19 protein-coding genes are annotated in these 25,875 nt (G+C 71.4%); 11 read left to right on the top strand and 8 right to left on the bottom strand.

What is annotated here, in order from left to right; all coding sequences use genetic code 11:
- Nucleotides 1–2 precede the first annotated feature (2 nt).
- Nucleotides 3–320, bottom strand: a complete 318-nt coding sequence (locus NS3_RS16530; RefSeq protein WP_067860581.1) for a hypothetical protein — start codon at nt 318–320, stop codon at nt 3–5.
- Between the two features lie 217 nt (nt 321–537).
- Between NS3_RS16530 and upp the strand changes: the two genes are divergently transcribed.
- Nucleotides 538–1,161 (top strand): uracil phosphoribosyltransferase, encoded by a 624-nt coding sequence (upp, locus tag NS3_RS16525; RefSeq protein WP_067860579.1) that lies wholly within the window; start codon nt 538–540, stop codon nt 1,159–1,161.
- A 10-nt stretch (nt 1,162–1,171) separates the two neighbouring features.
- Here upp and NS3_RS16520 read toward each other — a convergent pair whose 3' ends face one another.
- On the bottom strand, nt 1,172–2,686 hold the full coding sequence (locus NS3_RS16520) for a phospho-sugar mutase (RefSeq protein ID WP_067860577.1): 1,515 nt from the start codon (nt 2,684–2,686) through the stop codon (nt 1,172–1,174).
- Nucleotides 2,687–3,466 (bottom strand): purine-nucleoside phosphorylase, encoded by a 780-nt coding sequence (locus tag NS3_RS16515; protein ID WP_067860575.1) that lies wholly within the window; start codon nt 3,464–3,466, stop codon nt 2,687–2,689.
- A 104-nt stretch (nt 3,467–3,570) separates the two neighbouring features.
- Here NS3_RS16515 and NS3_RS16510 point away from each other — a divergent pair, with 104 nt between their 5' ends.
- Together NS3_RS16510 and NS3_RS16505 are read left to right on the top strand one after the other, a co-directional pair.
- A complete protein-coding gene (locus tag NS3_RS16510) occupies nt 3,571–4,785 on the top strand; it encodes a M20 family metallopeptidase (protein WP_067860573.1) in 1,215 nt (404 codons plus the stop codon).
- A gap of 173 nt (nt 4,786–4,958) precedes the next feature.
- A complete protein-coding gene (locus tag NS3_RS16505; protein ID WP_084495635.1) occupies nt 4,959–6,113 on the top strand; it encodes a M20 family metallopeptidase in 1,155 nt (384 codons plus the stop codon).
- 63 nt (nt 6,114–6,176) lie between these two features.
- On the opposite strand, the gene NS3_RS16500 is transcribed toward NS3_RS16505, so the two are convergent.
- On the bottom strand, nt 6,177–6,656 hold the full coding sequence (locus NS3_RS16500) for a gamma-glutamylcyclotransferase family protein (protein WP_067860571.1): 480 nt from the start codon (nt 6,654–6,656) through the stop codon (nt 6,177–6,179).
- Nucleotides 6,657–6,795: 139 nt separating this feature from the next.
- Between NS3_RS16500 and NS3_RS16495 the strand changes: the two genes are divergently transcribed.
- The 4 genes from NS3_RS16495 to NS3_RS16480 all read left to right on the top strand — a co-directional run bounded on the left by NS3_RS16495 (nt 6,796) and on the right by NS3_RS16480 (nt 12,076).
- Entirely contained in the window at nt 6,796–8,199 is a 1,404-nt protein-coding gene (locus NS3_RS16495; protein ID WP_067860569.1) for an NAD(P)H-quinone dehydrogenase, read from the top strand.
- Between the two features lie 292 nt (nt 8,200–8,491).
- Nucleotides 8,492–9,556, top strand: coding sequence for a hypothetical protein (locus tag NS3_RS16490; RefSeq protein WP_245649651.1), 1,065 nt, complete (start codon nt 8,492–8,494; stop codon nt 9,554–9,556).
- A gap of 72 nt (nt 9,557–9,628) precedes the next feature.
- Nucleotides 9,629–10,798 (top strand): DUF8176 domain-containing protein, encoded by a 1,170-nt coding sequence (locus NS3_RS16485; protein WP_245649650.1) that lies wholly within the window; start codon nt 9,629–9,631, stop codon nt 10,796–10,798.
- 90 nt (nt 10,799–10,888) lie between these two features.
- Nucleotides 10,889–12,076 (top strand): aminotransferase-like domain-containing protein, encoded by a 1,188-nt coding sequence (locus NS3_RS16480; protein ID WP_067860565.1) that lies wholly within the window; start codon nt 10,889–10,891, stop codon nt 12,074–12,076.
- A gap of 10 nt (nt 12,077–12,086) precedes the next feature.
- Here NS3_RS16480 and glpK read toward each other — a convergent pair whose 3' ends face one another.
- Nucleotides 12,087–13,586: a glycerol kinase GlpK gene (glpK, locus tag NS3_RS16475; protein ID WP_067860666.1), complete on the bottom strand. Its 1,500-nt coding sequence runs from the start codon at nt 13,584–13,586 to the stop codon at nt 12,087–12,089.
- 213 nt (nt 13,587–13,799) lie between these two features.
- Here glpK and NS3_RS16470 point away from each other — a divergent pair, with 213 nt between their 5' ends.
- Nucleotides 13,800–15,533 carry a glycerol-3-phosphate dehydrogenase/oxidase gene (locus NS3_RS16470; RefSeq protein WP_067860563.1) on the top strand — a complete coding sequence of 578 codons (1,734 nt, stop codon included), beginning with the start codon at nt 13,800–13,802 and terminating at the stop codon, nt 15,531–15,533.
- 47 nt (nt 15,534–15,580) lie between these two features.
- Here NS3_RS16470 and NS3_RS16465 read toward each other — a convergent pair whose 3' ends face one another.
- From NS3_RS16465 to NS3_RS16455, 3 genes are all read right to left on the bottom strand, one after another.
- Nucleotides 15,581–16,201 carry a TetR/AcrR family transcriptional regulator gene (locus tag NS3_RS16465; protein ID WP_307610141.1) on the bottom strand — a complete coding sequence of 207 codons (621 nt, stop codon included), beginning with the start codon at nt 16,199–16,201 and terminating at the stop codon, nt 15,581–15,583.
- The gene (hpnE, locus tag NS3_RS16460) at nt 16,198–17,559 is read right to left on the bottom strand and encodes a hydroxysqualene dehydroxylase HpnE (protein WP_067860560.1); all 1,362 of its coding nucleotides are present in this window, start codon (nt 17,557–17,559) and stop codon (nt 16,198–16,200) included. The genes NS3_RS16465 and hpnE overlap by 4 nt, the downstream gene beginning before the upstream one ends.
- 176 nt (nt 17,560–17,735) lie before the next feature.
- Nucleotides 17,736–18,287, bottom strand: a complete 552-nt coding sequence (locus NS3_RS16455) for a histidine phosphatase family protein (protein ID WP_067860664.1) — start codon at nt 18,285–18,287, stop codon at nt 17,736–17,738.
- A gap of 72 nt (nt 18,288–18,359) precedes the next feature.
- Between NS3_RS16455 and NS3_RS16450 the strand changes: the two genes are divergently transcribed.
- The 3 genes from NS3_RS16450 to NS3_RS16440 all read left to right on the top strand — a co-directional run bounded on the left by NS3_RS16450 (nt 18,360) and on the right by NS3_RS16440 (nt 25,853).
- Nucleotides 18,360–22,973, top strand: a complete 4,614-nt coding sequence (locus NS3_RS16450; protein ID WP_157101378.1) for an ATP-dependent helicase — start codon at nt 18,360–18,362, stop codon at nt 22,971–22,973.
- 9 nt (nt 22,974–22,982) lie between these two features.
- A complete protein-coding gene (locus NS3_RS16445) occupies nt 22,983–23,762 on the top strand; it encodes a DNA-formamidopyrimidine glycosylase family protein (RefSeq protein ID WP_067860557.1) in 780 nt (259 codons plus the stop codon).
- A 135-nt stretch (nt 23,763–23,897) separates the two neighbouring features.
- Nucleotides 23,898–25,853 carry a GMC family oxidoreductase N-terminal domain-containing protein gene (locus NS3_RS16440; protein ID WP_067860555.1) on the top strand — a complete coding sequence of 652 codons (1,956 nt, stop codon included), beginning with the start codon at nt 23,898–23,900 and terminating at the stop codon, nt 25,851–25,853.
- Nucleotides 25,854–25,875 lie beyond the last annotated feature (22 nt).

Here is a 25,875-nt window from a genome sequence, read left to right as displayed (position 1 = left end):
GTTCACCCGCCCAAGTCTGTGGAGCGCAGGGCCGCAGCGTTGTTCAGGTCGGTCTCGGTGAGGACGGTGGCCGAGGCCGCGGCCGCGCCGCCCATGCTCGACAGCACCGCCGACAGCTGGGCGATCGAGGCCACGTGCCCGGCGTGCGCCGCGGCATAGGCGGCCATGAAGTCACCACCGATGAGACCCATGATCGGGCCCAGCAACGCGGGCGACGCGCCCGCGGCCCCCGCCGCGATTCCGGCCATCTCACCCGCCATGACACCGGCGGTCGCGCCATAGGCGACGATGCCCTCGGTGTCCGCCGACATCTTGGTCATGATGTGCTTCCCCCATCCGTTCGTTCCCAGGCAGAGTACGTCATCCACCTATTTCGACGCGCCGTCCCGCCGCGTGGTTCCACACCCCTGGAAAAAGATTCACGCCTTCGGCCTGTCGCGGACGACCTGTCCCGGCCGGCCTGCTCCGGACGGTCCGACCCGGCCGGTCCGCCTCGGATGGCCTGCCGTGAATCGCAAACAACCTTATCGTTCCATCATGCGCACCCACACCGTGGATCACCCGCTGGCCGCTGCTCTGCTGACAACGATGCGCGACGAGCGCAGCAGTGACGCCGCGTTCCGCGCGGCGCTCGCCGATCTCACCGGAATCCTGATCTACGAGGCACTACGGGACGCCCCGGTGGCCACCTACGAGATCACCACCCCGGTCGCCCGGACCGTCGGCATCCGGCTGGCGACTCCGCCGCTGCTGGTGCCGGTACTGCGGGCAGGCCTCGGCATGGTCGACACCGCGTCGGGCCTGATTCCCGAGGCCAGAGTCGGTTTCGTCGGCATCGCCCGCGACGAGTCCACCCATCGGCCGGTGCCCTACATGGAGTCGCTGCCCGACAACCTCGCCCATATCCCGGTCTTCGTGCTCGATCCGATGCTGGCGACCGGCGGCTCCATGCGCCACACCCTGGAACTGCTCGTCGCCCGGGGAGCCACCGAGATCACCGCGCTGTGCGTGGTCGCCGCGCCCGAGGGCATCGCCCTCCTGGAGAACAGCGGGCTGCCGGTGCGGCTGCTGACCGCCGCCATCGACGACGGGCTGAACGAGAACGCCTACATCGTGCCCGGTCTCGGCGACGCGGGCGACCGCCAGTTCGGGCCGCGCTGAGATCCCGAGCTCACCCCCGCGCCGGAGCGGGTCGGAGTGCTCGGCAGAACGCGGCCAGCTCCGAAAGCCGTTGCCGCGCCGCATCTGCGGCCTCCGGCAAGCCCGTGCGGCCGGACACCGGCAGGACGACCTCCAGGTAGCACTTGAGTTTCGGCTCGGTCCCGGACGGGCGGATCACCACACGCGACCGCTCGCCCTCGAAGATCAGTGCGTCGGTGCGCATCCGGCCGCGCACCAGGAGCTGGTCGGTGAAGCGCATCCGTTCGCCCGCGATCACCTCCGGCGGGGCCGCGCGCAGGCCGGCGACCACGGACACCGCGGCATCCGCGTCGGCCAGGCGCAGCGAGACCTGCCCGCCCGCGTGCAGACCGAAGGCCAGCGCGTAGTCGTCGAGGTCGTCGAGCAGACTGCGTCCACCGGCCTTGGCAGCGGCCACCATGTCGGCGGCCAGCACCGCCGCGGAGATCCCGTCCTTGTCGCGCACCACGGACGGGTCGACGCAGTGTCCGATCGCCTCCTCGTAGGCGTAGACCAGGCCGTCACCGGCGCGGGCCAGCCATTTGAACCCGGTCAGCGTCTCGGCGTAGCGGGCGCCCCGCGCCGCCGCCAGCTTCGACAACAGCCGGGAGGAGACGATCGTGGTGGCCACCAGCGCGTCCGGCCCCGCGGTGCCGAGCACCCGGTCGGCGAGTAGCACGCCGGTCTCGTCCCCGCGCAGCATCCGCCATCCGCCCGGGCCCGGCACGCCGAGGGCGCACCGGTCGGCGTCGGGGTCGAGGGCGATGGCCAGGTCGGCGTCCACCCGTCGCGCGGTCGCCAGCAGCAGGTCCGCGGCGCCGGGTTCCTCGGGGTTGGGGAAGGCCACGGTCGGGAAATCCGGGTCGGGGTCGAACTGTTCGGCCACGACGTGCACATCGGTGAAGCCGGCCGCCGACAGCGCTCGCAGCACTACCTCACCGCCCACACCGTGCAGCGGGCTCACCGCGATCCGGATCGGCGCGCGCGGTCCGTCGCCGCCGATGCGCGACGGCAGTTCGGCGACCCGCTCCAGATAGTCGCGCAGCAGGGTGTCGTCCGCGGGCTGGACGGGGCTGCGGGCGAAGGGCGGCCGCGCGGCCTCGATGCAGCGTTCGATCTCGGCGTCGGCGGGCGCGATCAGCTGCGAGCCGCCGTCCAGGTACAGCTTGTAGCCGTTGTCGCAGGCGGGATTGTGCGAGGCGGTGATCTGCACCCCGGCCACCGCGCCCAGCGCGCGCACCGCGTAGGCGACCACCGGGGTGGGCATCGGTTGCGGCAGCAGCGTCACCGGGAAGCCCGCGGCATGGAAGATCTCCGCGGTGACGGTCGCGAACTCCGCCGAGCCGTGCCTGGCGTCGCGCCCGACCACCACCCGGCCGCCGCCGAGGCAACGCTCGCGCAGCCAGGCGGTCACCCCGGCGGTGGCGCGGGCGACGGTGTCGGCGTTCATCCCGTCGGGGCCCTCGCGCAGCGGACCGCGCAGGCCCGCGGTGCCGAAGCGCAGCATCTACAGCCGTTCCAGCACGCCGCGCAGCAGTTTGCCCAGGCGCGGCGCGGCGGCCGCGCCCTCGGCCAGCACTTCGGCGTGCGAGAGGTGCTCACCGGTCACGCCCGCGGCCAGGTTGGTCACCAGCGAGAGCCCGAGCAGACGCACCCCGAGCGAGCGACCGGCGATCGCCTCGAGCACCGTGGACATGCCGACCAGGTCGGCGCCGAGGGTGGCGAGCATGCGGATTTCGGCGGGTGTCTCGTACTGCGGGCCGGTCAGTCCCGCGTACACCCCTTCGGTCAGGCCGGGGTCGACCTCGCGTGCCAGTGCCCGCAGCCGCGGGTCCCAGGCGTCGACGAGATCCACGAACGCGGCCCCCGCCAGCGGGGAACGGCCGGTCAGGTTCAGGTGATCGGCGATCAGCACCGGCTCGCCGACGCTCAGGCCGGGGCGGATGCCGCCCGCCGCGTTGGTCAGCACGATGATCTCCGCACCGGCCGCCACGGCCGCGGTGACCGGGTGGACCACCTCGGCGGGGGAGTACCCCTCGTAGAGGTGCTGACGGCCCATCAGCACGAGCACCTGGTTGTCGCCGACCGGGACCGAATGCAGCACGGGCACATGACCCTGCGCCGTCGGCGTCCCGAAGCCGGGCAGGTCGGGCATCGGTACCGAGGCGGTGGGAGTGCCGAGTTCGGCGGCGGCGGCCTGCCACCCCGACCCGAGTATCACCGCGACGCGATGGCGCGGCGCTCCGGTCCGTTCGGCGATCGCTTCGGCGGCCTGTTCGGCAAGCATGACACCAGTATCGTCACCCGCCGGGCGCCTTGTCGCGCCGGGGCGGCGACCCGCCTGCCGGGCGTACCGCGCCGCGCACCGCCCGCAGTGCCAGACTGTGTGCCATGCCACTACCGCGTCCCGCCGACCCGGCCGGTCTCGACGCCGCCGTGCGCGCCGACGCGGCGGTGCTCGCGGCCGGACCGCGGCTGGTCGCCCTCTCACACGCGCTGCACGCCGAACCGGAACTGGCCTTCGCCGAACACCGCAGCGTCGCCAAGATCCTCGAACCGCTGGCCGAGCGAGGTTTCACCGTCCACCGCGACGTGGCGGGCCTGCCGACCGCTTTCCGCGCCGAGTACGGCAGCGGCGCACTGACCGTCGGCCTGTGCGCCGAGTACGACGCGCTGCCGGAGATCGGGCACGCCTGCGGGCACAACATCATCGCCGCCGCGGCGGTGGGCGCCGCGCTGGGACTCGCCGAGGTCGCCGAGGCGCTCGACCTGACCGTGGTGGTGCTCGGCACGCCCGCCGAGGAGAGCGGCGGCGGCAAGGTGCTGATGCTCGAGGCGGGCGCCTTCGACGACATCGCGCTGGCGATGATGGTCCATCCCGGCCCGCTCGAGATCGCCGGGGCGCATTCGCTGGCGCTGGCCGACATCGCGGTCCGGTTCCACGGCAAGGAGGCACACGCCAGCGCCGCGCCCGATCAGGGCCGCAACGCGGGCGACGCGGTCACGGTCGCACAGGTGGCGCTGGGTCTGCTACGCCAGCACCTGCGGCCCGGCCAGCAACTGCACGGTATAATCAGCGACGGTGGTGTGGCCCCGAACATCGTGCCCGGCCATGCGGAACTGCTGTACTACCTGCGCGCAGCCGACTCCGCGTCGCTCGACGACCTGATGCGACGAGCCTCGGCCTGTTTCGAGGCGGGCGCCCTCGCGACCGGTTGCACCCACGAGATCCGGACGGTGGCGCCCACCTACACCGAGCTCACGCCCGATCCGGGTCTGCTGGCGGTCTATCGCGAACAGATCGCCGACCTGGGCCGGGTGCCCATCGCCGCGGATCTCGAGGCGCGGCGACCACTCGGCAGCACCGACATGGGCAACGTCACCAACGTCATCCCGGGCATCCATCCGGTCATCGGCATAGACACCGATGGGGCGGTGACGCATCAGCCGGGGTTCGCCGCGGCGAGTGTCAACGCCTCGGCCGACCGCGCGGTGACCGACGGTGCGCTCGCGCTCGCGCGTACCGCGATCGCCGTTGCCCGCGATGAACACCACAGAGAGAGTGTGTTGCAACGTCTGGCCCGACGACAGGAGGAATTTCGGTGAACAATCTCGGCCGGTCCCTCGAGCACGTGCACAGCCCCGCGGGCGCGGGCGCATGTGTGACCGCGGAAGGACCGGCGACGGACACCCCGGCGACGGACACCAGTGCGGCGACCGCGGCCGCGGCTCCGGACGCCGAGCCGGTGCCGGCTCCCTCGCCCGGCGGGCATCCCGTGATCGAGAAGTGGCTGGCCGCCCACGGAGCGGACCTGATCCGGTGGCGCAGGCACATCCACGCCCACCCGGAGCTGTCGCGCACCGAGTTCGCCACCACCGAGTTCCTCGAGGAACGGCTCACCGAAGCCGGGCTGACCCCGCGCCGGATCCCCGGCGGCACCGGCCTGCTGTGCGATATCGGCCCCGACGCCGACTCGGCGCCACGCATCGCGTTGCGCGCCGACATCGACGCGCTGCCGTTGCAGGAGTTCACCGGCCGGCCCTACTCCTCGACCGTGCCGGGCGTCTCGCACGCCTGCGGTCACGACGCGCACACCACCATCCTGCTCGGCACGGCCCTGGCCCTGGCCCAGATGCCCGACCTGCCGATCGGGGTGCGGCTGGTCTTCCAGCCCGCCGAGGAGGTCATGCCGGGCGGCGCGATCGACATGGTGGCGGCCGGGGCGATGGCCGGGGTGGACCGCATCTTCGCCGTGCACTGCGATCCGCGCCTCGAGGTGGGCCGGGTCGGTGTGCGGGTGGGCGCGATCACCTCCGCCGCCGACACCGTCGAGTTGGTGCTCGACTCGCCCGGCGGGCACACCTCGCGTCCGCACCTGACCAGCGATCTGGTCTACGCCATCGGCACGGTCATCACCGGACTTCCCGGCCTGCTCAGCCGTCGCATCGACCCGAGGACCAGCACGGTGATGGTCTGGGGCGCGGTCTCGGCGGGCAAGGCGCCGAACGCCATCCCGCAGACCGGCATGCTCACCGGGACCGTCCGCACCGGCGACCACGCGACCTGGTCGCTGCTCGAGCCGATGGTGCACGAGATCGTCGACGGCCTGCTCGCGCCCACCGGCGTGCGCTACCAGCTGAACTACCGGCGCGGCGTGCCGCCGGTGGTCAACGACGAACACTCGACCCGGTGGTTCGAGCGCGCGATCCGCGCGCTCGGTCCCGACGCGCTGGCCGACACCCCGCAGTCCGGTGGCGGCGAGGACTTCTCCTGGTACCTCGAGGAAGTGCCGGGCGCGATGGCCCGGCTGGGCGTGTGGTCCGGTGAGGGCGAACAGCTCGACCTGCACCAGCCCACCTTCGACATCGACGAGCGGGCGCTGGCCGTGGGTGTCCGGTTGTTCACCAATCTGGTGCTGAACCCGCACCGCTGAGCGCAGACGACACGAGCCTCCGGTCCCGTCGCGGGACCGGAGGCTCGTTCGTGTTCGCCGGTCTCAGACCGAGAAGTTGCCCGGTCCGACGTTGCGGCTGTTCCTGGTGCGCAGCGCGTGCACGTAGTCGGCGGGCGCGCCCGCCTTCTCGGCCGCGTCGGCCATCACGCCGATGTAGCGGGCCGAGGGCAGGCCGCCTTCGTAGGCGTCCAGGACGTAGAGCCAGGCCAGGCGCGGTTCGGTGCCGCTGCCGGGGCTGGGGGTCACCCGTAGCCGGATCTTCTTGTGGATTCCGAAGTCCGAGCCCTCCCACCGGTCCAGCCGCTGCTCGTCCTCGGGCGAGACGTCGTAGAGCACGACGAAAACCCGGGAGTTCGGGTCTTCCACCACCGTCGCCAGCGGGCCCTCCCAGCCGATGTCGTCACCGGCGAAGGTCAGCCGCCAGCCCTCCAACCAGCCGGTCCCGGACATGGGGGAGTGCGGACAGCGCTCGAGCATCTGCGACGAGTCCATGTTCGACCCGTAAGCGGCGTAAATCGGCACGTTGCAAAGGTTAGCCTGCCCGGGTCACAGTTCGCCGCGCATCCACCGTCCAGGTGTGTGGTGAAGCCGACACCGGCCCGGCGATTAACGTGAACCTCATACCGGAGATCCCGGTCGACGAGCCGAAAGGGAAGTACCCATGACCCGAATCGCGATCATCGGCGGCGGACCGGCCGGCTACGAGGCCGCGCTGGTGGCGGCGCAGCACGGCGCCCAGGTGACCCTGATCGATCGGGACGGCATCGGCGGTGCGTGCGTGCTGTGGGACTGCGTGCCCTCCAAGACCTTCATCGCCTCCACCGGCATGCGTACCGACCTGCGCCGGGCCCGTGGCCTCGGCATCACCCTGGACCCCGACCAGGCCGCTGTGCAGTTGCCCGAAGTCAACGCGCGGGTGAAGGCGCTCGCGCTGGCCCAGTCCTCCGACATCCGCTCGAAGCTGCAATCGGCCGGTGTGACCTTGCTCTCCGGCAAGGCCCAGTTCGCCGAGCCCGCGCCCGGCCGATCCCCGCATCGCATCCGGGTGGAGACCGCCGACCGGCGCGACCGCGAGATCGACGCCGAGGTGGTGCTGATCGCCACCGGCGCCAGCCCGCGCGTGCTGCCGGGCGCCGAACCCGACGGCGAGCGCATCCTGACCTGGCGTCAGCTCTACGACCTGCGCGAGCTGCCGGAAACGCTGGTAGTGGTCGGTTCCGGCGTCACCGGCGCCGAATTCGTCTCCGCCTACACCGAATTGGGCGTAGAGGTGAAGCTGGTCTCCAGCCGCGACCGGGTGCTGCCCGGCGAGGACGCCGACGCCGCCCTGGTGCTGGAGGAGGCGCTGGCCGAGCGCGGCGTCGAACTGGTCAAGCACGCCCGCGCGGACGCGGTCGTGCGTACCGCGGACGGCATCGTGGTCCACCTCGCCGACGGCCGCACCGTCGCGGGCACCCACGCGCTGATGACCGTCGGCTCCACCCCCAACACCGCGGATCTGGGATTGGACAAGGTCGGCATCGAGCTCGACAAGGGCGGTTACCTGCGGGTCGACCGGGTTTCCCGCACCTCGGTGTCGGGCGTCTACGCCGCGGGCGACTGCACCGGTCTGCTGCCGCTGGCCTCGGTCGCGGCCATGCAGGGCCGCATCGCGATGTATCACGCGCTCGGCGAAGGGGTCAGCCCGATCCGGCTCAAGACCGTCGCCTCGGCGGTGTTCACCCGTCCGGAGATCGCGACCGTCGGGGTCAGTCAGACCGCGATCGACAACGGCGAGGTGCCCGCTCGCACGGTCATGCTGCCGTTGAACACCAACCCGCGTGCCAAGATGTCGGGCCTGCGAAGGGGTTTCGTCAAGATCTTCTGCCGCCCGGCCACCGGTGTGGTGATCGGCGGGGTGGTGGTGGCGCCGATCGCCTCCGAGCTGATCCTGCCGATCGCGCTGGCGGTGCAGAACAATCTGACCGTCAACGACCTCGCCCAGACATTCTCCGTTTACCCCTCGCTCACCGGATCGGTCACCGAGGCGGCGCGCCTGCTCATGCGCCACGACGACCTGGACTGACAACTACGGGAGAACGCCGATATCGCTGGCGGCGCGCGGGGTTTCGTCGCGTTGCCAGCGACGGCTGTGGTGTGGTTGACTCGCTCGCGAGAGATGCGATCGAGTGGGTCGCCATGGGGTTCTGGTGTGGGGGGATGGTCCTTTCCGAACCGAACGAGAATGGCCCTCGGTCATTTCGGCGATCCGGCGCGTCTCGTCAGGGACAACTGAGTGCGACCGAATTCACGGGCGTACCCGGGAAAGGGATTGGCGAAAAGTGAAACATCGCAAGCCGAGTCGGGCGCAGCGAGCGATGGCGAGCACGTCGTTGCCGTTGGCCACCGCTGCTGCCGTGGCTACCCTGTTCGCGTCGCCGGCGGGGGCCGTTCCGAACGATCCGACCACGCCGGCCACGCCGGCTCCGGTGCAGCCGGGCACCAACGACGCGCCGCAGGGCGGGTCCGAGCCCGGCACCGCGCAGCCCGAGCAGGGCGGCCAGGAACAGGGGGACGAGAACAAGCCGGAGAGCAAGCCGACTCCGAGCCAGCCCGGCGTGACCACGCCGGAGCAGGACCAGGTGATGCCGGAGCCGCCGAAGGATCCGAAGCTGGCCACGCCGACCCAGCCGGGTGTCACCACCCCGCGTGTCGCGCCGCTGCCGGTGCCTGGTCAGGCCGACGCCCCGCAGCCCGCCGTGACACCGGAGGACGGCACGGAGAAGCCCGGGACCGACAAGCCCGGGACCGACAAGCCCGAGACGGACAAGCCCGACGCCGAGCCGGGCGCCGAGAACGAGGGCGCGGAGCCGGGTGTCACGCAGCCGCGGCCGCAGGCAGGCGTCCCCGCCGAGCCGGGCGCACCGTCGGACACGGACACCCTGGTGCAGGAGCCGCGCTGGTCGGCCCCGCGCCTGGAGTCCGCGCCCGCCGCGCCGGTCGTCGAGATGACCGGTCCGCACCAGGAGATCGGCGCCAACATCGACGGCGGCGCGCTGCTGCCCGGTTACGTCGCCAACACCCATCACTTCAGCAACGAGGCGGGCTACGTCGGCACCATCGGCTACTCCACGCCGACGGGAGCCGGTGAGGCGGGCGCGTCGGTGGAGTTCATCGACGTGAACACCATCAAGGTCACCACCTACACCGGTGGCGCGGGCCTGGCCGACAACAAGGGCGAGTTCGTGCTCGACACCACCCAGGTCAACGCCGCCAAAGCCGCTGTGGAGTCCTGGATCGCCGCGCAGCCGGGCGGCGCCGCCGCGCTCGAAGCGGCCGCACAGGTTAAACTTCCGCCGCTCGTCCCCGCGGGCGACGTCGCGCCGCAGACGGTGAACGTCGCAGGCGTGACCACCCAGTGGGGTGGTTCGTTCCAGTACTGAACGGGATGCTTCGACGGGTGGGGCGGTCGGTAACGGCCGCCCCACCCGCGTGTTCCCGGGGAGAGGATTCGTGTGGTTTCCGAGGATGACGCGAAGGATCGCGACACCGACCGGCCGGGATCGCGATTCGGTCCCCCGGTAGGTGATTTCGGTCCTCCGGTCGATGACTTCGGCCCGCCCGTCGGCGATTTCGGCCCGCCGGTGGACGAGTTCGGCGGCCCGTCCCTGGCGGAGACCGGGCCGATGTGGAAACCCCCGGCCGACACTCCGGAGATCGGCTGGCGCCCGGCCGACGGCTCGCTGCCACCGGCGAGCCCGGTCCCGGCGCCGCCGGTCGCGCCGCCACCCGCACCCCAGCCCGCTTCCGCCGATCCGACCGTGAATTTCGCCGCGCCCGCCGCCGACCCGTTCCGCGCGCCGGACAGCTCCGGGTTCGCCGATGCCCCGGCCGCCGCATCGACGGATCCCGAGCGCGACGTCTCCGTGGACGAGACCGTGCGCTACTCCACCGAATCCGCCGCGCCCGCCGGCAAGCCCGCCTCGCAGGCCAAGCCGGGGCAGGGTGGCCCGCAGCGGTGGTGGAACAGCCCGACCGAGTCGGGCGACGTGCCCAAGCCGCCCGAGACCGCGGGGGCGCCCGCCGGCCTCTCGTGGGCCGACGATCCGATCGCCAAGCGCCTGGCGCCCAAGCCCGCGGCCACCGCTTCCGGCGGTGGCTCCGGCTCCGCGCAGCACATCTCCACCCGCAAGATGCTCATCGGCATCGCGATCGTGGTGGTGCTGCTGATCGCGCTCGTGGTCACCATCGTCTCGCTCAGCGGCGACGACGAGACCGGCCGTTCGTCGGGACCGAACTCCACCGCCGCGCTGAGCTGCCCGCCCAACCGCAGCGGCAAGGTCGTCGTCGGCAACGGGCAGGGCTCCACGGCCAGTGGCGCCGACGCCATCATGGGCTTCCAGTACGCGTTCTACGTCGAGCGTGACGGCGAGCGGGTGCGCGATTTCGTCGCCGCCGATGCCGCCAACATCTCCAGCGCGCCGATCATCCAGAAGGCGATCGACGAGCAGATCCCGGTGGGCACCACGCACTGTCTGCGGATCACCGAAGTGGCATCGGACACCTTCGACGTCGACCTCACCGAGCATCGGCCGGACGGCACCACCACGGTGTATCCGCAGCGTGTGACCACGGTCGAGCGGGAAGGCAAGATCTTGGTGACCGCCATCGACGGCCGCGCGTGATCTCACTATTCGGGAACACTGTTTCATATTCTGGTTAGGAATGTGAAACAGTGAAGCTATCCCGTTCCGTGGCATCTCCCGGAGGTCTCGATGTCGTCGACGTTCCCGTCGCTGTCCGCCAAGCTCGCCGGCCTGCAGAGCTCGGCCATTCGTGACCTGCTGAAACTCACCGCGAATCCGCAGATCATCAGCTTGGCCGGCGGCCTGCCCGACGCCGAGCTCATGCCGCGCGAGCGCATCGCCGAGGCCGCCGAGGCCGCCCTGAGCGGTCCCGGCTGTCTGCAGTACACCGAGTCACCCGGCTGGGGTCCGCTGCGCGCGGTGCTGGCCGAGCGGGAGTCCGCGCGGCTGGGCCGGGCGGTGCCGGTGGCGGAGGTCTTCGTCACCCACGGCTCGCAGCAGGCGCTGTCGCTGCTGGCCGAGGTGCTGCTCGATCCGGGTGCGCTGGTGGTCGTCGAGGACCCCGCCTACGTCGGTGCGCTGCAGGTGTTCCGGGCCGCGGGCGCGCGCATCGTCGCTGTCCCGCTGGATGCCGACGGTATGCGGGTGGACGTGCTGCGCGAACTGCTGGCGTCCGGTGAGCGACCGGCCGTGGTGCACACCGTCAGCAATTTCCACAATCCCGGCGGGGTGACGATGAGCCCGGCCCGCCGCGCCGAATTGGCCGAGCTCGCGCAGCGGTACGGGTTCTGGGTCGTCGAGGACGACCCCTACGGCGAACTGTGGTTCGACCGGCCCGCCCCGGCGCCGGTGGCCTCCTACTCGCGGCACGTGATCCGGCTGGGCAGCGCCTCCAAGATCCTCGCGCCGACCCTGCGGGTCGGCTGGATGATCGCGCCCGAGCAAGTGTGCCGGGCGGTCGAGTTGCTCAAGCAGGGCGCGGACCTGTGCGGTTCGGCGCTGACCCAGCAGATCGCCGCCGATCTGCTGGCCGACGAAGCGTGGTTGTCCGGGCATCTGGACCGGGTCCGCGACAGCTACGGCACCAGGGCGAAGGCGCTGGTGAACGCGGTGCGCACGACCTTCGGCGAGCGTGTGGTCTGCACCGATGCCGCGGGCGGCATGTTCGTGTGGGCCGATTTCACCGACGGCACCGACACCCAGCGAATGCTCTCCGACGCGCTCGCGGCCGGTGTGGCCTACGTGCCCGGCACGGCCTTCGCGACCGGCGCGGGCTACCGGGGCTCGATGCGGATGTGCTTCACCACCTCGGCCCCGCCCGTGCTCGAGGAAGCGATCGCGCGGCTGGCGAAGGCACACGCGGCCGCGAGCGCCTGATCGCTTCCGCTCAGTCCATCCAGTTGTAGGTGCGTTCGACCGCCTTGTTCCAGGCGCCGAGATGCGCGTCCCGATCCTGCTGTGACATGGCGGGCAGCCACGTGGTGTCGGCCTCCCAGTTCGCCAGGATGTCGTCGGTGCCCGACCAATACCCCACCGCGAGTCCCGCCGCGTAGGCCGCGCCGAGCGCGGTGGTCTCGGCGACGACGGGGCGTACGACGGGTACGTCGAGGATGTCGGACTGGAACTGCATGAGCAGTTCGTTGCCGGTCATGCCGCCGTCGACCTTCAGAGTCGTCAATTCCAGTCCCAGCCGCTGGGATTCGGCGTCGGCGCGCATGGCGTCGACCACCTCGCGGGTCTGGAACGCGGTGGACTCCAGCACCGCGCGCGCCAGGTGCGCCTTGGTGACGAACCGGGTCAGCCCGGCGATCACCCCGCGCGCGTCCGGCCGCCAGCGCGGCGCGAACAGGCCGGAGAAGGCGGGCACGATGTAGGCGCCGCCGTTGTCGGCGACACTGCGGGCCAGCGGTTCGATCTCCGAGGCCGAGGAGATCAGGCCCAGGTTGTCGCGCAGCCACTGCACCAGCGATCCGGTGACCGCGATCGAACCTTCCAACGCGTAGACGGCGGGCTGTTCGCCGAGCCGGTAGCAGACGGTGGTGAGCAGGCCGTGCTTGCTGAACACCGGGGTGGTTCCGGTGTTCAGGAGCATGAAATTGCCGGTGCCGTAGGTGTTCTTGGCCTCGCCCGGGGACAGGCAGGCCTGTCCGAAGGTGGCGGCCTGCTGGTCGCCGAGGATGCCTGCCACCGGCACGCCCGCGAGCGGCCCCACGGTGATCTCGCCGTAGACCTCCGAGGAACTGGCTATGCGCGGCAACATCGCGACCGGCACCCGCATGTCCGCGCAGATCTCCTCGTCCCACTGCTGGGTACGCAGATCCATCAGCATGGTGCGCGAGGCGTTGGTGACATCGGTGACATGACGGCCGGTCAGGTTCCACAGCAACCAGCTGTCCACCGTCCCGAAACACAGCTCGCCCGCCTCGGCGCGTTCCCGGGCCCCGGGCACGGTGTCGAGGATCCAGCGCAGTTTCGGCCCGGAGAAGTAGGTCGACAGCGGCAGGCCGGTGCGATCCTGGTAGCGGGCCGGGCCCTGGTCACCGCCGAGTTCGGTGACCAATCGGTCGGTGCGGATGTCCTGCCAGACGATCGCGTTGTGGATCGGCTCGCCGGTGGCGCGGTCCCACACCACGGTGGTCTCGCGCTGGTTGGTGATGCCGACGGCGGCGATGTCCTCGTGGCTCAGATCGAGCCGGCCGAGCGCCTCGGCGAGTACGAGTTCGCTGTTGCGCCAGATGGTCCGGGCATCGTGCTCGACCCAGCCGGGGCGGGGGAAGATCTGCTCGTGTTCGCGCTGGGCGACGCCGATGACGCGCCCGCCGCGGTCGAAGACGATGCACTTGCTCGAGGTCGTGCCTTGATCGAGGGCGGCCACATACCGACTCATGGAGGCAGAATACGCAACGGCCCCGATGGCGGGGATCACATCGACGCGCACAGCGGCGGGCCGGCATCGGAGTTACCGTCGAGTTGTCCCAGCCGGGGCGCGGCGGGGCATCACGATCACGGGTGTCACGATTGCCTAGCCTGTAGGAGAAACCGCCCGCAGGGCCGACCGCCGCAACACGCGCTCGCAGACCAGTCGCTGGAGGAGTCGAGCATGACCAAGAAACCGCAATCGCAGTTGCTCGGCCCCGAGCAACGCCATCTGGCCTGGGGTCGGCTCGGCAAGGAGCACTTCGACGTGGTGGTCGTCGGTGGCGGTGTGGTCGGCGCGGGTATCGCGCTGGACGCGGCCACCCGTGGCCTGGACGTGGCGCTGGTGGAGGCGCGCGACCTGGCCTCCGGCACATCGAGCAGGTCGTCGAAGATGTTCCACGGCGGCCTGCGCTATCTGGAGCAACTGGAGTTCGGGCTGGTGCGCGAGGCGCTGCGCGAGCGCGAACTCGCGCTGTCGTTCCTGTCGCCGCACCTGGTCAAGCCGCTGCGCTTTCTCTACCCGCTGACCCACCGCGGCTGGGAACGCCCCTACGTGGCCGCCGGGCTGGTCCTCTACGACACCATGGGCGGATCGAAATCCGTTCCGGGGCAACGTCATCTGACCAAGCACGGCGCACTGCGGCTGGCGCCCGGCCTGCGCCGCGACGCGCTGATCGGCGGGGTGAGCTACTACGACACCGTCGTCGACGACGCCCGCCACACCATGACCATCGCCCGCACCGCCGCCCACTACGGCGCGGTCATCCGCACCTCCACCCAGGTCGTCGGCTTCCTGCGCGAGGCCGACCGGGTGAGCGGCGTGAAGATCCGCGACACCGAGGACGGGCGCACCGCCGAGGTCAGGGCGCATGTGGTGATCAACGCGACCGGTGTGTGGACCGACGAGGTGCAGGCGCTGTCGAAGACCAGGGGCCGTTTCCAGGTGCGCGCCTCCAAGGGCGTGCACATCGTGGTGCCGCGCGACCGCATCGTCAGCGACACCGCCATGATCCTGCGGACGGCGACCTCGGTGCTGTTCGTCATCCCCTGGGGCGCGCACTGGATCATCGGCACCACCGACACCGACTGGAATCTCGATCTCGCCCATCCGGCCGCGACCGAAGCCGACATCGCCTACCTGCTGGACCGGGTGAACGAGGTGCTGGTCACTCCGATCACCCACGACGACATCACCGGTGTGTACGCCGGGCTGCGCCCGCTGCTGGCGGGGGAGAGCGACTCGACCTCGAAGCTGTCCCGCGAGCACGCGGTCGCCCGGATCGCGCCCGGCCTGGTCGCCATCGCGGGCGGCAAGTACACCACCTATCGGGTGATGGCCTACGACGCGGTGGACGAAGCCGCCCGCGACCTCCCGGCCCGGGTGTCGCCGACCATCACCGAGAAGGTTCCCCTGCTGGGCGCGGAGGGCTACTTCGCGCTGGTCAACCAGACGGTGCAGCTGGCCGAGCTCTACGGCCTGCACCCGTATCGGGTCAAGCATCTGCTCGACCGCTACGGCTCGCTGATCGACGAGGTGCTCGCCGCCGCCGAGGACGCTCCCGACCTGCTGCATCCGATCGCGGCCGCGCCGTCGTACCTGCGGGCCGAGGCGCTGTACGCGGTGACGGCCGAGGGCGCGCTGCACCTCGATGACATCCTGGCCAGGCGCACTCGCATCTCCATCGAATACGCCCATCGCGGCGCGGACTGCGCCGAGGAAGTCGCGCGGCTGGTCGGGCCCGTGCTCGGCTGGGACGAGGCCGAGACGCAGCGGGAGATCGCCACCTACCTTTCCCGTGTCGACGCCGAGATCCGATCACAGAAACAGCCCGACGACGCCTCCGCGGACGCGCTCCGGGTGGCCGCACCGGAACCGCGCCCGGAACTACTCGAACCGGTGCCTGTCGAGAGTTGAGCCGTCGGCCCGGTGACGTGCGTTGGTCGGGCCGGGTGTGGCGTGGGCTACCGGCGCTCGCCTGCCTCCATGCGCACGGCCCAGCCGACGACGGCCCGGAGATACCGCAGCACGGTGTCGTCGCCGTAGGTCTCGGCGTCCGCCAGGTGCAGGCGGAACAATTCCTCGATCGAGGCGAGCATCAGCCGGGTGGTCACGCCGTCGGGGTCGACGGTGACGCCCGCGTAGCGCGAAAGATGCCTGGCGCTGATCGCGCGGGCGTACTTACGGCCGACCTCCAGTTGCTTGCGTAGCAGCGGCGGCCCGCCCTCGGGCGGGCTGAGCAGGATGCGCCAACTGTCCGGCGCGGTGTGCACATAGGCGAGTACACCGCGCCCGACCGTGTCGACATCGGCGGTGTCGGTCTCCGTGCCCGACCAGTCCACGGTGAGCATGCCGCTCAACGCGGTCTGGGTCTCGCGTTCCAGCAGGGCCGCGGTCAACCCGGCCAGGTCGCCGAACTGCTGGTAGATCAGCGCGCGGGCGACACCGGCCGTGCGCGCGACCCGGTCGATGCCGACGGCGGCGAAGCCGTCGGCCACCACGATGTCGCGGGTGACGTCGAGCAGCTGATCGCGCCTGTCGGCGGCCGACATCCGCTTGCGCTTGCCCCCCGATTCGGGACTCACCGCGCGGGTGGCTGCGCCAAGAGGAGGTCCACCGCCTTGGCGGCGCTCTGGACGGCGCTTTCCATGGTGGCCGACCAGTCGGTGGCCGTCCAGTCGCCTGCCAGCACCAGCGAGGGCACCGAGGTGCGCTGCGGCGGGCGCAGCGCGTGGGTGCCGACGGTCTGGGAGAACGTCGCCTTCGGCATCCGCACCACCTGCCCCTGCACGACCCTCGCCTCGGCCGCGGCCGGGTAGTAGCGGCGCAGCAGGTCCATCTGCTCCGCGATGATCTCGGCGTTGGTCTTGTGGATCTGGTCGTAGGCGCCGCTGGTGGTCAAGCAGTACAGCCAGGCCTTCTCGGTGCTGCGCCCGGTCATCAACTGCCGGTCGAACACTTCGTCGATGACGCCGGTGCCGCCGATCAGCGCCTCGAATTCGGCGGTGGTGCCCAGCGGCCGGTCCAGGTACAGGTTGGTGCTGACGATCGGGGTGTAGTGCAGCTTGTCCGCGGCGGCGTAGATCTCGGAGTGCTCGGGCAGATCGTCGAGCAGGCCGCCGATGCCGGTGTTGGGGACCGCGCAGATCACCGCGTCGGCGGGCACCACCGTGCCGTCGGCCATGGCCACACCGGTGACCTCGCCGTCGACGATGTGGATGCGCCGCGCCACCGCCCGGTAGCGCACGTCCACGCCGCGTTCCTCGAACACTTTCAACGCGCCGTCGATGTAGAGGGTGTCCAGGTCGGTGGTCGGGTAGCCGATGCTGACCGCGCGCCGGTGCTTGGCGCCCAGTCGGAACCCGGTGGCCATCACATCGGCGAACACCTTCGCCGACTCGATCTCGACGGGCTCGGCGGCGATGCCCAGGGCCAGCCAATCCCACAGCGCCTCACGGGATTTGGCGGGCATGCCGATTCGCTCGAACCACTGCGCGGTGGTGATGTCGGCCAGGTCGTGCGGCTGGTTCAGGGCCTGCCAGACCAGCAGCCCGGTGGCGCGCAGGGTGCGCAGCCGGTCCAGGAGTCCGGTATCGGGGTGCAGGCCGGTGAGGGTGCGGATCGCGCCGAGGCCGCTGATGGACATCGTCACCGAGCGGCCGTCGGGCCAGCGCAGGGTGGAGTGGTCGGGGAAGGCGACGTGCTCGCGGGTGCCGACGCTGGTCAGGTAGCGGAAGAGGTGCTCGTATCCACTGGCGATCACGTGCTGACCGTTGTCCGGCGGATCGTCGACCGCGTCGACCTTCATCGCATGGGCCCGCCCGCCCAGCCTGCCCCGCCGCTCGAGCAGCGTGACCTGCTTTCCCGCCTCGGCCAGCCAGACCGCCGAGGCCAGCCCCGCCAATCCGCCGCCGATCACCACGTACTGCCGCGGATCACCCATACCCGCTCCTCCCGCTCGAGTTACGGATTGTTAGTTAATCGGCATTCGCCTACGGGCGCAAGGGGAGTCGTCTCTTCGCCGATGTCCGACCCGGCCGAGGGAGGTGGGGCGGGGTGTGGATCACCGCTGTGACCGCACCGGGGAGTCACGACGTGCCGAGGTCGTAGCGCGCAGACTCAGGGCCGGGAAGTCAACCGCACGGTCCATCCTCCCCGGTGGTGCAGACGAGTGACGCTGCCGGGGCCCACGTCCAGCCGCCAGAACGAGGCGGGCGGCGCGTCGAGGGCGACCAGCAGCGCGGACCGGATGACCGCGGGGTGGGTCACCGCGACGGTCGAGGCCCCCGTGGCGCCGACGTCGTCCAGCCAGCGCCGGGTGCGGGCCACGATGTCGACGACCGATTCGCCGCCGTGTCCGGTGAACGCGGGCTCGGTGAGCCAGCTCTGGAGCTCCCCGGGCGGTAGTGCGGTCATCTCGGCTCCGCGCCACCGGCCCGCGTCGAGATCGCGCAGCCGGTCGTCGGGCGTGCCTGCCAGTCCCAGTTGCTCGGCGGTCTCCACCGTCCGGCGCTCGGGACCGGTCAGCACCACGGCCTGCGCGGGCGGGACGTAGCCGGGCAGCGCGTGGCGACCCGCCTCGGTGAGCGGCTCGTCGGCCGGGAAGCGCGCGGCGCGCAACGCCTCGGTGATGCCGTGGGCGATCAGGTCGAGTTTCAGCACGCTGCGCACGCACAGCAGCGTACGGCCCGGTCGTCGTGCGGGTCGCGGCTTGCTGTCGGTGCGCGGGTGCACACTGAACTGGTGCCTCCGTTCTCGACCGCCAGGTTCTCCCGCGCGACCAGGGAATGGTTCGACGGCGCGTTCGCCGCGCCCACCTCGGCCCAGCTCGGCGCGTGGCAGGCGATCGCCGCGGGCGAGCACACGCTGGTGGTGGCGCCGACCGGCTCGGGCAAGACGCTCTCGGCCTTCCTGTGGGCGATCGACGAGCTCGCCCGCCGGAGCCCGGCGGGTGAGGTGGCGGGTGAACCGCCGCCGAAGGGCACCTCGGTGCTCTACGTCTCCCCGCTCAAGGCGCTGGCGGTGGACGTCGAGCGCAATCTGCGCGCACCGCTGGCCGGCATCACCCGCACCGCCGCCCGCCTCGGCCTGGACGCCCCGGAGATCACCGTCGGCGTCCGCTCCGGCGACACCTCTCAGGCCGCGCGTCGCACCATGGCGCGCACCCCGCCCGACATCCTGATCACCACCCCGGAATCGCTGTTCCTCATGCTCACCTCGGCGGCGCGCGAGACCCTGCGCACCGTGCGGACGGTGATCGTCGACGAGGTGCACGCCGTCGCCGGATCCAAGCGCGGCGCGCATCTGTCGCTCTCGCTGGCCCGGCTGGATCTGCTCGCCGAGCGGCCCGCCCAGCGCATCGGCCTGTCGGCGACGGTGCGCCCGGCCGAGGAGGTGGGCCGGTTCCTCACCGGATCGGCTCCGGTCACGATCGTCGCGCCGCCCGCGCCCAAGACCTTCGACCTCAGCGTGCGGGTGCCGGTGCCGGACATGACCGAGCCGGGCGATTCCGATCAGCCGGGCTCGATCTGGCCGCACGTGGACGAGGCTGTGGTGGATCTGGTGCTCGCGCATCGCTCGTCCATCGTGTTCGCCAATTCGCGCAGACTCGCCGAGCGGCTGACCGCCCGGCTCAACGAGTCCTACGCCGCCCGCCTCGGCGATCCGGTGTCGACCTCGCACGCCCCGCCCGCCCAACTCGGTCCGAGCACCGAGGTCGTGCACGGCGCGGGGCACCTGCTGGCCCGCGCGCACCACGGCTCGGTGAGCAAGGAGCAGCGTGCGCTGATCGAGGACGATCTCAAGACCGGGCGGCTGCGCTGTGTGGTGGCGACCAGCAGCCTGGAACTGGGCATCGACATGGGCGCGGTCGACCTCGTGGTGCAGGTGGAGGCGCCGCCCTCGGTGTCGAGCGGGTTGCAGCGGATCGGCCGGGCCGGGCACCAGGTGGGGGAGATCTCGCGCGGCGTGCTGTTCCCCAAACACCGCACCGACGTAGTGCACTGCGCGGTGGCCGCGCACCGGATGGTGACCGGACAGATCGAGGCGCTGCGCATCCCGGCGCATCCGCTCGACATCCTGGCCCAGCAGACCGTGGCGGTGTGCGCGCTCGAACCCGTCGACGCCGACGCCTGGTTCCGGACCGTGCGCGCCACCGGCAGTTTCGCCGGTCTGCCCCGCTCGGCCTACGAATCGGTGCTCGACCTGCTCGCCGGCCGCTACCCCTCCGACGAATTCGCCGAACTGCGCCCGCGCCTGGTGTGGGATCGCGACGCGGGCACCCTCACCGGCAGACCCGGCGCGCAACGCCTCGCGGTGACCTCCGGCGGCGCGATCCCCGATCGCGGGATGTTCGCGGTCTACATGGTGGGCGAGAAGAACTCACGGGTCGGCGAACTCGACGAGGAGATGGTCTACGAATCCCGCGTGGGTGATGTGTTCGCCCTCGGCGCCACCAGCTGGCGCATCGAGGAGATCACCTTCGACCGGGTGCTGGTGACCCCGGCGTTCGGGCAGCCCGGCCGGTTGCCGTTCTGGCACGGTGACGGTCTCGGCCGTCCCGCCGAACTCGGCGCGGCGCTGGGCGAATTCGTGCGCAAGGCGGTGAAGACGATTCCCGCGAACGCCGCCACCGTTTCGGCGGACCCGCGGGGCATGCTCGGCGATCTGCTCGCCGGCGCCGGGTTGGACGAGAACGCGACGGCGAACCTGGTCGCCCTGCTCGCCGATCAGCGCGCAGCCACCGGGCAGGTGCCCACCGACAAGACCCTGGTGGTGGAACGGTTCCGCGACGAACTCGGCGACTGGCGACTGGTGCTGCACTCGCCGTTCGGGCTGCCGGTGCACGCGCCGTGGGCGCTGGCGGTCGGATCCCGGCTGCGCGAGCGGTTCGGCGTGGACGCCGCGCCCACTGCCTCCGACGATGGCATCGTGGTGCGCCTACCCGACACCACCGACGAGCCACCCGGCGCGGAACTGTTCGTCTTCGAGCCCGACGAGATCGACGAGATCGTCACCGAGCAGGTCGGCGCCTCGGCCCTGTTCGCCTCCCGCTTCCGCGAATGCGCCGCCCGGGCGCTGCTGCTGCCGCGCCGCGACCCCGGCAAACGCGCCCCACTGTGGCAGCAACGGCAACGCTCCGCCCAATTGCTGGACGTGGCGAGGAAGTTCCCCGATTTCCCGATCCTGCTGGAAACCGTGCGCGAATGCCTCCGCGACGTCTACGACCTGCCCGCACTGACCGATGTGCTCGGTCGCGTCGCCCGCAGGCAACTGCGCCTGGTCGAAGTGGAGACCGCCACCCCCTCGCCCTTCGCCCATGCGCTGCTGTTCGATTACATCGGCCAGTTCATGTACGAAGGCGACAGCCCGCTGGCCGAACGCCGGGCCGCCGCCCTGTCCCTGGACTCCAGCCTGCTGGCCGAACTGCTCGGCCGGGTGGAACTGCGCGAACTGCTCGATCCGCAGATCCTCGAACAGACCGAGCGGGAGCTGCAACGACTCACCCCCGAACGGCAGGCTCGCGACGCCGAGGGGCTGGCCGACCTGCTGCGCCTGCTCGGCCCGCTCACGCCGGAGGAGGCGGGTCTGCGTTGTGCCGACGCGGCGATGTCCGCCGGGCCCGTCGGCGCGCACGAACAGTGGTTCGCCGAACTGGCAGCCGCCCGGCGCGCACTGACGGTCGCCTTCGCGGGCCGCACCTGGTGGGTGGCCGTCGAGGACGCCGCCCGCCTGCGCGACGCGCTGGGCGTGCCGCTGCCGGTCGGTCTCCCGGAGGCGTTCGCCGAGCCGGTGCCCGATCCTCTGGGCGACCTCGTCGGCCGCTTCGCACGCACCCACGCGCCGTTCGAGATCGACGCGGTAGCGCGCCGGTTCGGTATCGGACCGGCGGTGGCCGCCACCGCCCTGCACCGGCTGGCCGCCGAGAAACGCGTGGTGGAGGGCGAATTCACGCCCGGAGCGACCGGCTCGGAATGGTGCGACAGCCAGGTGCTGCGCCGGTTGCGGCGGCGCTCGCTCGCCGCGGCGCGCCACGAGGTGGAGCCGGTCGCCACGGCGGCGTTCGGGCGGTTCCTGTCCGCCTGGCAGCACGTGGGTACGGGGGAGTTGCGCGGGGTGGACGGGGTCGCCTCGGTGGTCGAGCAACTGGCGGGGGTGCCCGCGCCCGCCTCGGCGTGGGAATCGCTGATCCTGCCCGCGCGGGTGAACGACTACAGCCCCGCCATGCTGGACGAACTCATGGCCACCGGCGAGGTGATCTGGTCCGGCCACGGCGCGATCACCGCCAAGGACGGCTGGATCGCGCTGCACCCCGCCGAGCAGGCGCCCTTCACGCTGACTCCGCCCGCCGAGATCGAATACTCCGAGATCGCGCTGCGGCTGCTGGAGGCGCTCGGCGCGGTGCTCGTTCCCGGCCCGGCCGACGGCGCGGTCCCGCGCGGCGGCGGCGCGTACTTCTTCCGTCAGCTCTCCGACGCGACCGGGCTGCTCGACGACGCGGCGGTCGCGACGGCGCTGTGGGACCTGGTGTGGGCGGGGCAGGTCTCCGGCGACACCTTCGCCCCGGTACGCGCCCTGCTGTCCGGCACGACGCGCACCACCACCGCGCACCGCCCGCCCCGGCGCACCCCGCGCGGCCGCGCCTACCTGCCGCGCCCGGCGATGCCGACCCGTACCGGGCCGCCGTCGGTGGCCGGGCGCTGGTCGCTGCTGCCCGAACGGGTCGCCGACAACACCGTGCGCGCGCATGCTCAGGCCGACATCCTGCTGGAACGCTACGGCGTGCTCACCAAAGGATCGGTGCACAGCGAAGGCGTGCCGGGCGGGTTCGCGCTGATGTACCGGGTGCTCACCGAGTTCGAGGATCGGGGGCGCTGCCGTCGCGGCTACTTCGTGGACTCTCTCGGCGGCGCCCAGTTCTCCACCACCGACGTGGTGGATCGGCTGCGCGCCTCCGACGCCGGGCGCAACGGCGGGCGCGCCCCGGCAGCCGCGGCGCTGGCCGCCTGCGACCCCGCCAATCCGTACGGCGCGGCGCTGCCCTGGCCCAAGGGCGAAGGGGAGGGCGGGCATCGGCCGGGCCGCAAAGCGGGGGCGATCGTGGTGCTGGTCGACGGCGAACTGGTGCTCTACCTGGAGCGCGGCGGCAAGACCCTGCTGACCTTCACCGCCGACCCCGATCCCAGGCGCGTGGCCGCCCTCGAACTGGCCGCGCTGGTCCGCCGCCGCCGCGTCGACGCCCTCGTCATCGACAAGATCGACGGCGAGACCGTGCACGGCCACACCTTCGCCGACTTCCTCACCGAGGCCGGGTTCTCCGCCACTCCGCGCGGGCTGCGGCTGCGCGGCAGGCCGTGAGGATTCGCCGTGCCCGAGGGTGACACCGTCTTCTTCGCCGCCAACCGGCTGCGCCTGGCGCTGGCGGGCAAGACGTTGGTGCGCAGCGACTTCCGCGTGCCCAGGTACGCCACGCTCGATCTGTCCGGTGAACTGGTGGACGAGGTCGTCAGCTACGGCAAACACCTGTTCATCCGGGTCGGGGAGGTCAGCATCCACACCCACCTGAAGATGGAGGGGGTGTGGCGCACCTACTGTGCCGGCGAGCGCTGGACCCGCCCGCGGGTGCAAGCCCGGCTGGTGCTGACCACCGACGACACCGAGGCGGTCGGATTCTCCCTCGGCACGGTCGACGTGGTGCGGCGCGCGGACGAGCAGGCCGTCATCGGCCACCTCGGTCCCGACCTGCTCGGCCCGAACTGGGACGCCGAGGAGGTCGGGCGCCGACTGGCGGCCGCGCCCGAGCGCGCCATCGGCCTGGCCCTGCTCGACCAGCGCAACCTGGCCGGGATCGGCAACAAGTACCGCAGCGAGATCTGCTTCCTGCGCCGCGTGCACCCGGCCGTCCCGGTCGCGCAGGTGCCGGATCTGCCCGCGCTGATCAACGAATCGCATCGCGTCATGCACACCGCGGCGCACCGTCCGCCCTGGCGCGATCTGGTCTACGGACGCGCCAGGATGCCGTGCAAGCGGTGTGGCGCGAACATCGTGGTGCGCGCGCTCGGCGAGAGCGTTCCGATGTCGGACCGGTTCCTCCAACGCGAGCGGGGAATCTACTTCTGCCCGCGCTGCCAGCCCGCGCCGGAGTGAGCAAAAAACCGCTCTTTACTCCCATAATTCAGCAGAGTAGGTTTCTGATCACTCAAAATATGTGATCGTCTATTCCGTCGCGATAACCACATCGCGCCTTCTCGCCATCCTTCTTTCGTTCTGGAGCCACACCACATGGAGCTGACGGCAAAGCAGCGCGCTGCGCTCGAGCTGATCTGCGATACTTTCGCCCCCGGGGACGGGCTCGGCCTGCCCTCGGCCACCGCCCTCGGCGTCCCCGACGTCATGTTGTCGATGCTCGCCCGCGATCCGGACCCGTCGGGCGGCAAGCAACTGGCGACGCTGCTGGGCCTCTGGGACAGCCCGCTGTTCGGTCTGCTCGCCGGTGCGGGCCCGCGCTCGTTCTCCAAGCTCTCGCCGGCCGACCGTGAGAAAGTGCTGTTGAAGCTGAGCGAATCCCGGCTCGGTGCCAAGCGCTCGGTGTTCCAGGCGCTCAAGAAGGGCACGCTGCTGTCCTACTACGTCGCGCCGGGACCGGAGGGCTTCAATCCGCTGTGGAAGCAGATGGAATACCCCGGCCCGCCCGGTAAGCCGGCCGCCGCCGCCCAGCCCGCGCTGAAACCGCTCCGCTACAGCCAGGACACCACCCTCGACTGCGACGTCGTGGTGGTCGGCTCCGGCGCGGGCGGCGGCACCGCGGCCGCCGTGCTCGCCGAGGCCGGGCTGAACGTGGTCGTCCTCGAACGCGGCGGCTACTACGACGACGCCGACTTCGGCGCGGGCGAACTCGACGCGCTGACCAAGCTCTACGCGCCCGGTCCCAACGGCACCGCCGAGGGCCAGCTCACACTCGTCGCGGGCGGCTGCCTGGGCGGCGGCACGGTCGTCAACTGGAGCACGTCGCTGCGCACCCCGGACAAGGTGCGCGAGGAGTGGGCGAGCCTCGGCGCGACCCAATTCGCCACCGACGAGTTCGGCGCGGCGCTCGACGCCGTGGAGAAGCGGATCTCGGTCACCTTCGACCGGTCCACCATCTCGGCGCGCGACACCGTCCTCGAACGCGGCGCGCAGGCGCTGGGCTGGGACATGGGGCCGCTGCCGCGCAATGTCACCGATGCCTGCGACGCGGGCGTGGAATGCGGTCGCTGCGGTTACGGCTGCCGCGTGGGGGCCAAGCAGTCCGCCACCAAGACCTGGCTGGCCGACGCCGCCGAGCGCGGCGCGCGCCTGGTCGTCGGTGCGGACGTGCGCCACATCGAGGTCGAGGCGGGCCGGGCCGAGGGCGTCGTCGCGATCACCGACAGCGGCGCGCGCCTGCACGTGCGGGCCAAGGCCGTCGTGGTGTCGGCGGGTGCGGTGCAGACTCCGGCGCTGCTGCGCCGATCGGGCCTGCGCAACAAGAACATCGGCGCGCACCTGCGCCTGCACCCGGCCTCGGCGGTCTTCGGCGTGTTCGAGGAGCAGTTGCGTCCCTGGGAAGGCGGGCTGCAGACCCGGATCTCGCGTGAGCACGCCGATCTCGACGGCGACGGCTACGGCGTCATCTACGAGACCGGTCCGGTGCACCCCGGCATGCTCGTCGGCTTCATGAATTGGCGCGGCGGCGAGGCCCATCGCAACGCCATGCTGGATCTGGCGCACACCGCCTCGATCGGCGTCATCACCCGGGACAGGGACTCCGGCCGCGTCGACGTGGACAAGGCCGGGCACCCGATCGTGAAATACACCCTGTCCGACCGCGATCGCGACCATCTGCACACCGGAATCATCGGCGCCGCACAGCTTCTCGAAGCGGCGGGGGCGAAGAAGATCTATTCCGGGCACCAGTCCGGTGCGAGCTACCGGCCGGGCGAGCAGGGCTCGCACGCGGAGTTCGCGGCGGCCTGCGCGGCGTCCGGTTACGCGCCCGGCCGCTGCGGCGTGGCGGCGCTGCACATCATGGGCTCGGCGCGGATGGGCGGCAGCCGAGAGGACTCCGCGCTCGACCCGGACGGCGCGACCTGGGACGTGCCCAATGTGGTGGTCGCCGACGCCTCGTGTTTCCCGACCTCCTCGGGCGTGAACCCGATGGTCTCGATCGAGGCGATCGCCTACATGAACGCCAAGCGGCTGGCTGCCAGGCTCGGCTGAGCCGGCACCACGAAAAAGCCGG

It is taken from the genome of Nocardia shimofusensis NBRC 100134, assembly GCF_001613125.1.
Classification (GTDB): domain Bacteria; phylum Actinomycetota; class Actinomycetes; order Mycobacteriales; family Mycobacteriaceae; genus Nocardia; species Nocardia shimofusensis.
The sequence above is the reverse complement of the archived record's forward strand: the minus strand, read 5'-3'. Positions and strand labels throughout refer to the sequence as shown.

What these genes read in the sequence shown, in the direction of transcription:
- NS3_RS16530 (WP_067860581.1), bottom strand. Translation starts at nt 320, where the DNA reads ATGACCAAGATGTCGGCGGACACCGAGGGCATCGTCGCCTATGGCGCG.
- upp (WP_067860579.1), top strand. Translation starts at nt 538, where the DNA reads ATGCGCACCCACACCGTGGATCACCCGCTGGCCGCTGCTCTGCTGACA.
- NS3_RS16520 (WP_067860577.1), bottom strand. Translation starts at nt 2,686, where the DNA reads ATGCTGCGCTTCGGCACCGCGGGCCTGCGCGGTCCGCTGCGCGAGGGC.
- NS3_RS16515 (WP_067860575.1), bottom strand. Translation starts at nt 3,466, where the DNA reads ATGCTTGCCGAACAGGCCGCCGAAGCGATCGCCGAACGGACCGGAGCG.
- NS3_RS16510 (WP_067860573.1), top strand. Translation starts at nt 3,571, where the DNA reads ATGCCACTACCGCGTCCCGCCGACCCGGCCGGTCTCGACGCCGCCGTG.
- NS3_RS16495 (WP_067860569.1), top strand. Translation starts at nt 6,796, where the DNA reads ATGACCCGAATCGCGATCATCGGCGGCGGACCGGCCGGCTACGAGGCC.
- NS3_RS16490 (WP_245649651.1), top strand. Translation starts at nt 8,492, where the DNA reads ATGGCGAGCACGTCGTTGCCGTTGGCCACCGCTGCTGCCGTGGCTACC.
- NS3_RS16480 (WP_067860565.1), top strand. Translation starts at nt 10,889, where the DNA reads ATGTCGTCGACGTTCCCGTCGCTGTCCGCCAAGCTCGCCGGCCTGCAG.
- glpK (WP_067860666.1), bottom strand. Translation starts at nt 13,586, where the DNA reads ATGAGTCGGTATGTGGCCGCCCTCGATCAAGGCACGACCTCGAGCAAG.
- NS3_RS16470 (WP_067860563.1), top strand. Translation starts at nt 13,800, where the DNA reads ATGACCAAGAAACCGCAATCGCAGTTGCTCGGCCCCGAGCAACGCCAT.
- hpnE (WP_067860560.1), bottom strand. Translation starts at nt 17,559, where the DNA reads ATGGGTGATCCGCGGCAGTACGTGGTGATCGGCGGCGGATTGGCGGGG.
- NS3_RS16440 (WP_067860555.1), top strand. Translation starts at nt 23,898, where the DNA reads ATGGAGCTGACGGCAAAGCAGCGCGCTGCGCTCGAGCTGATCTGCGAT.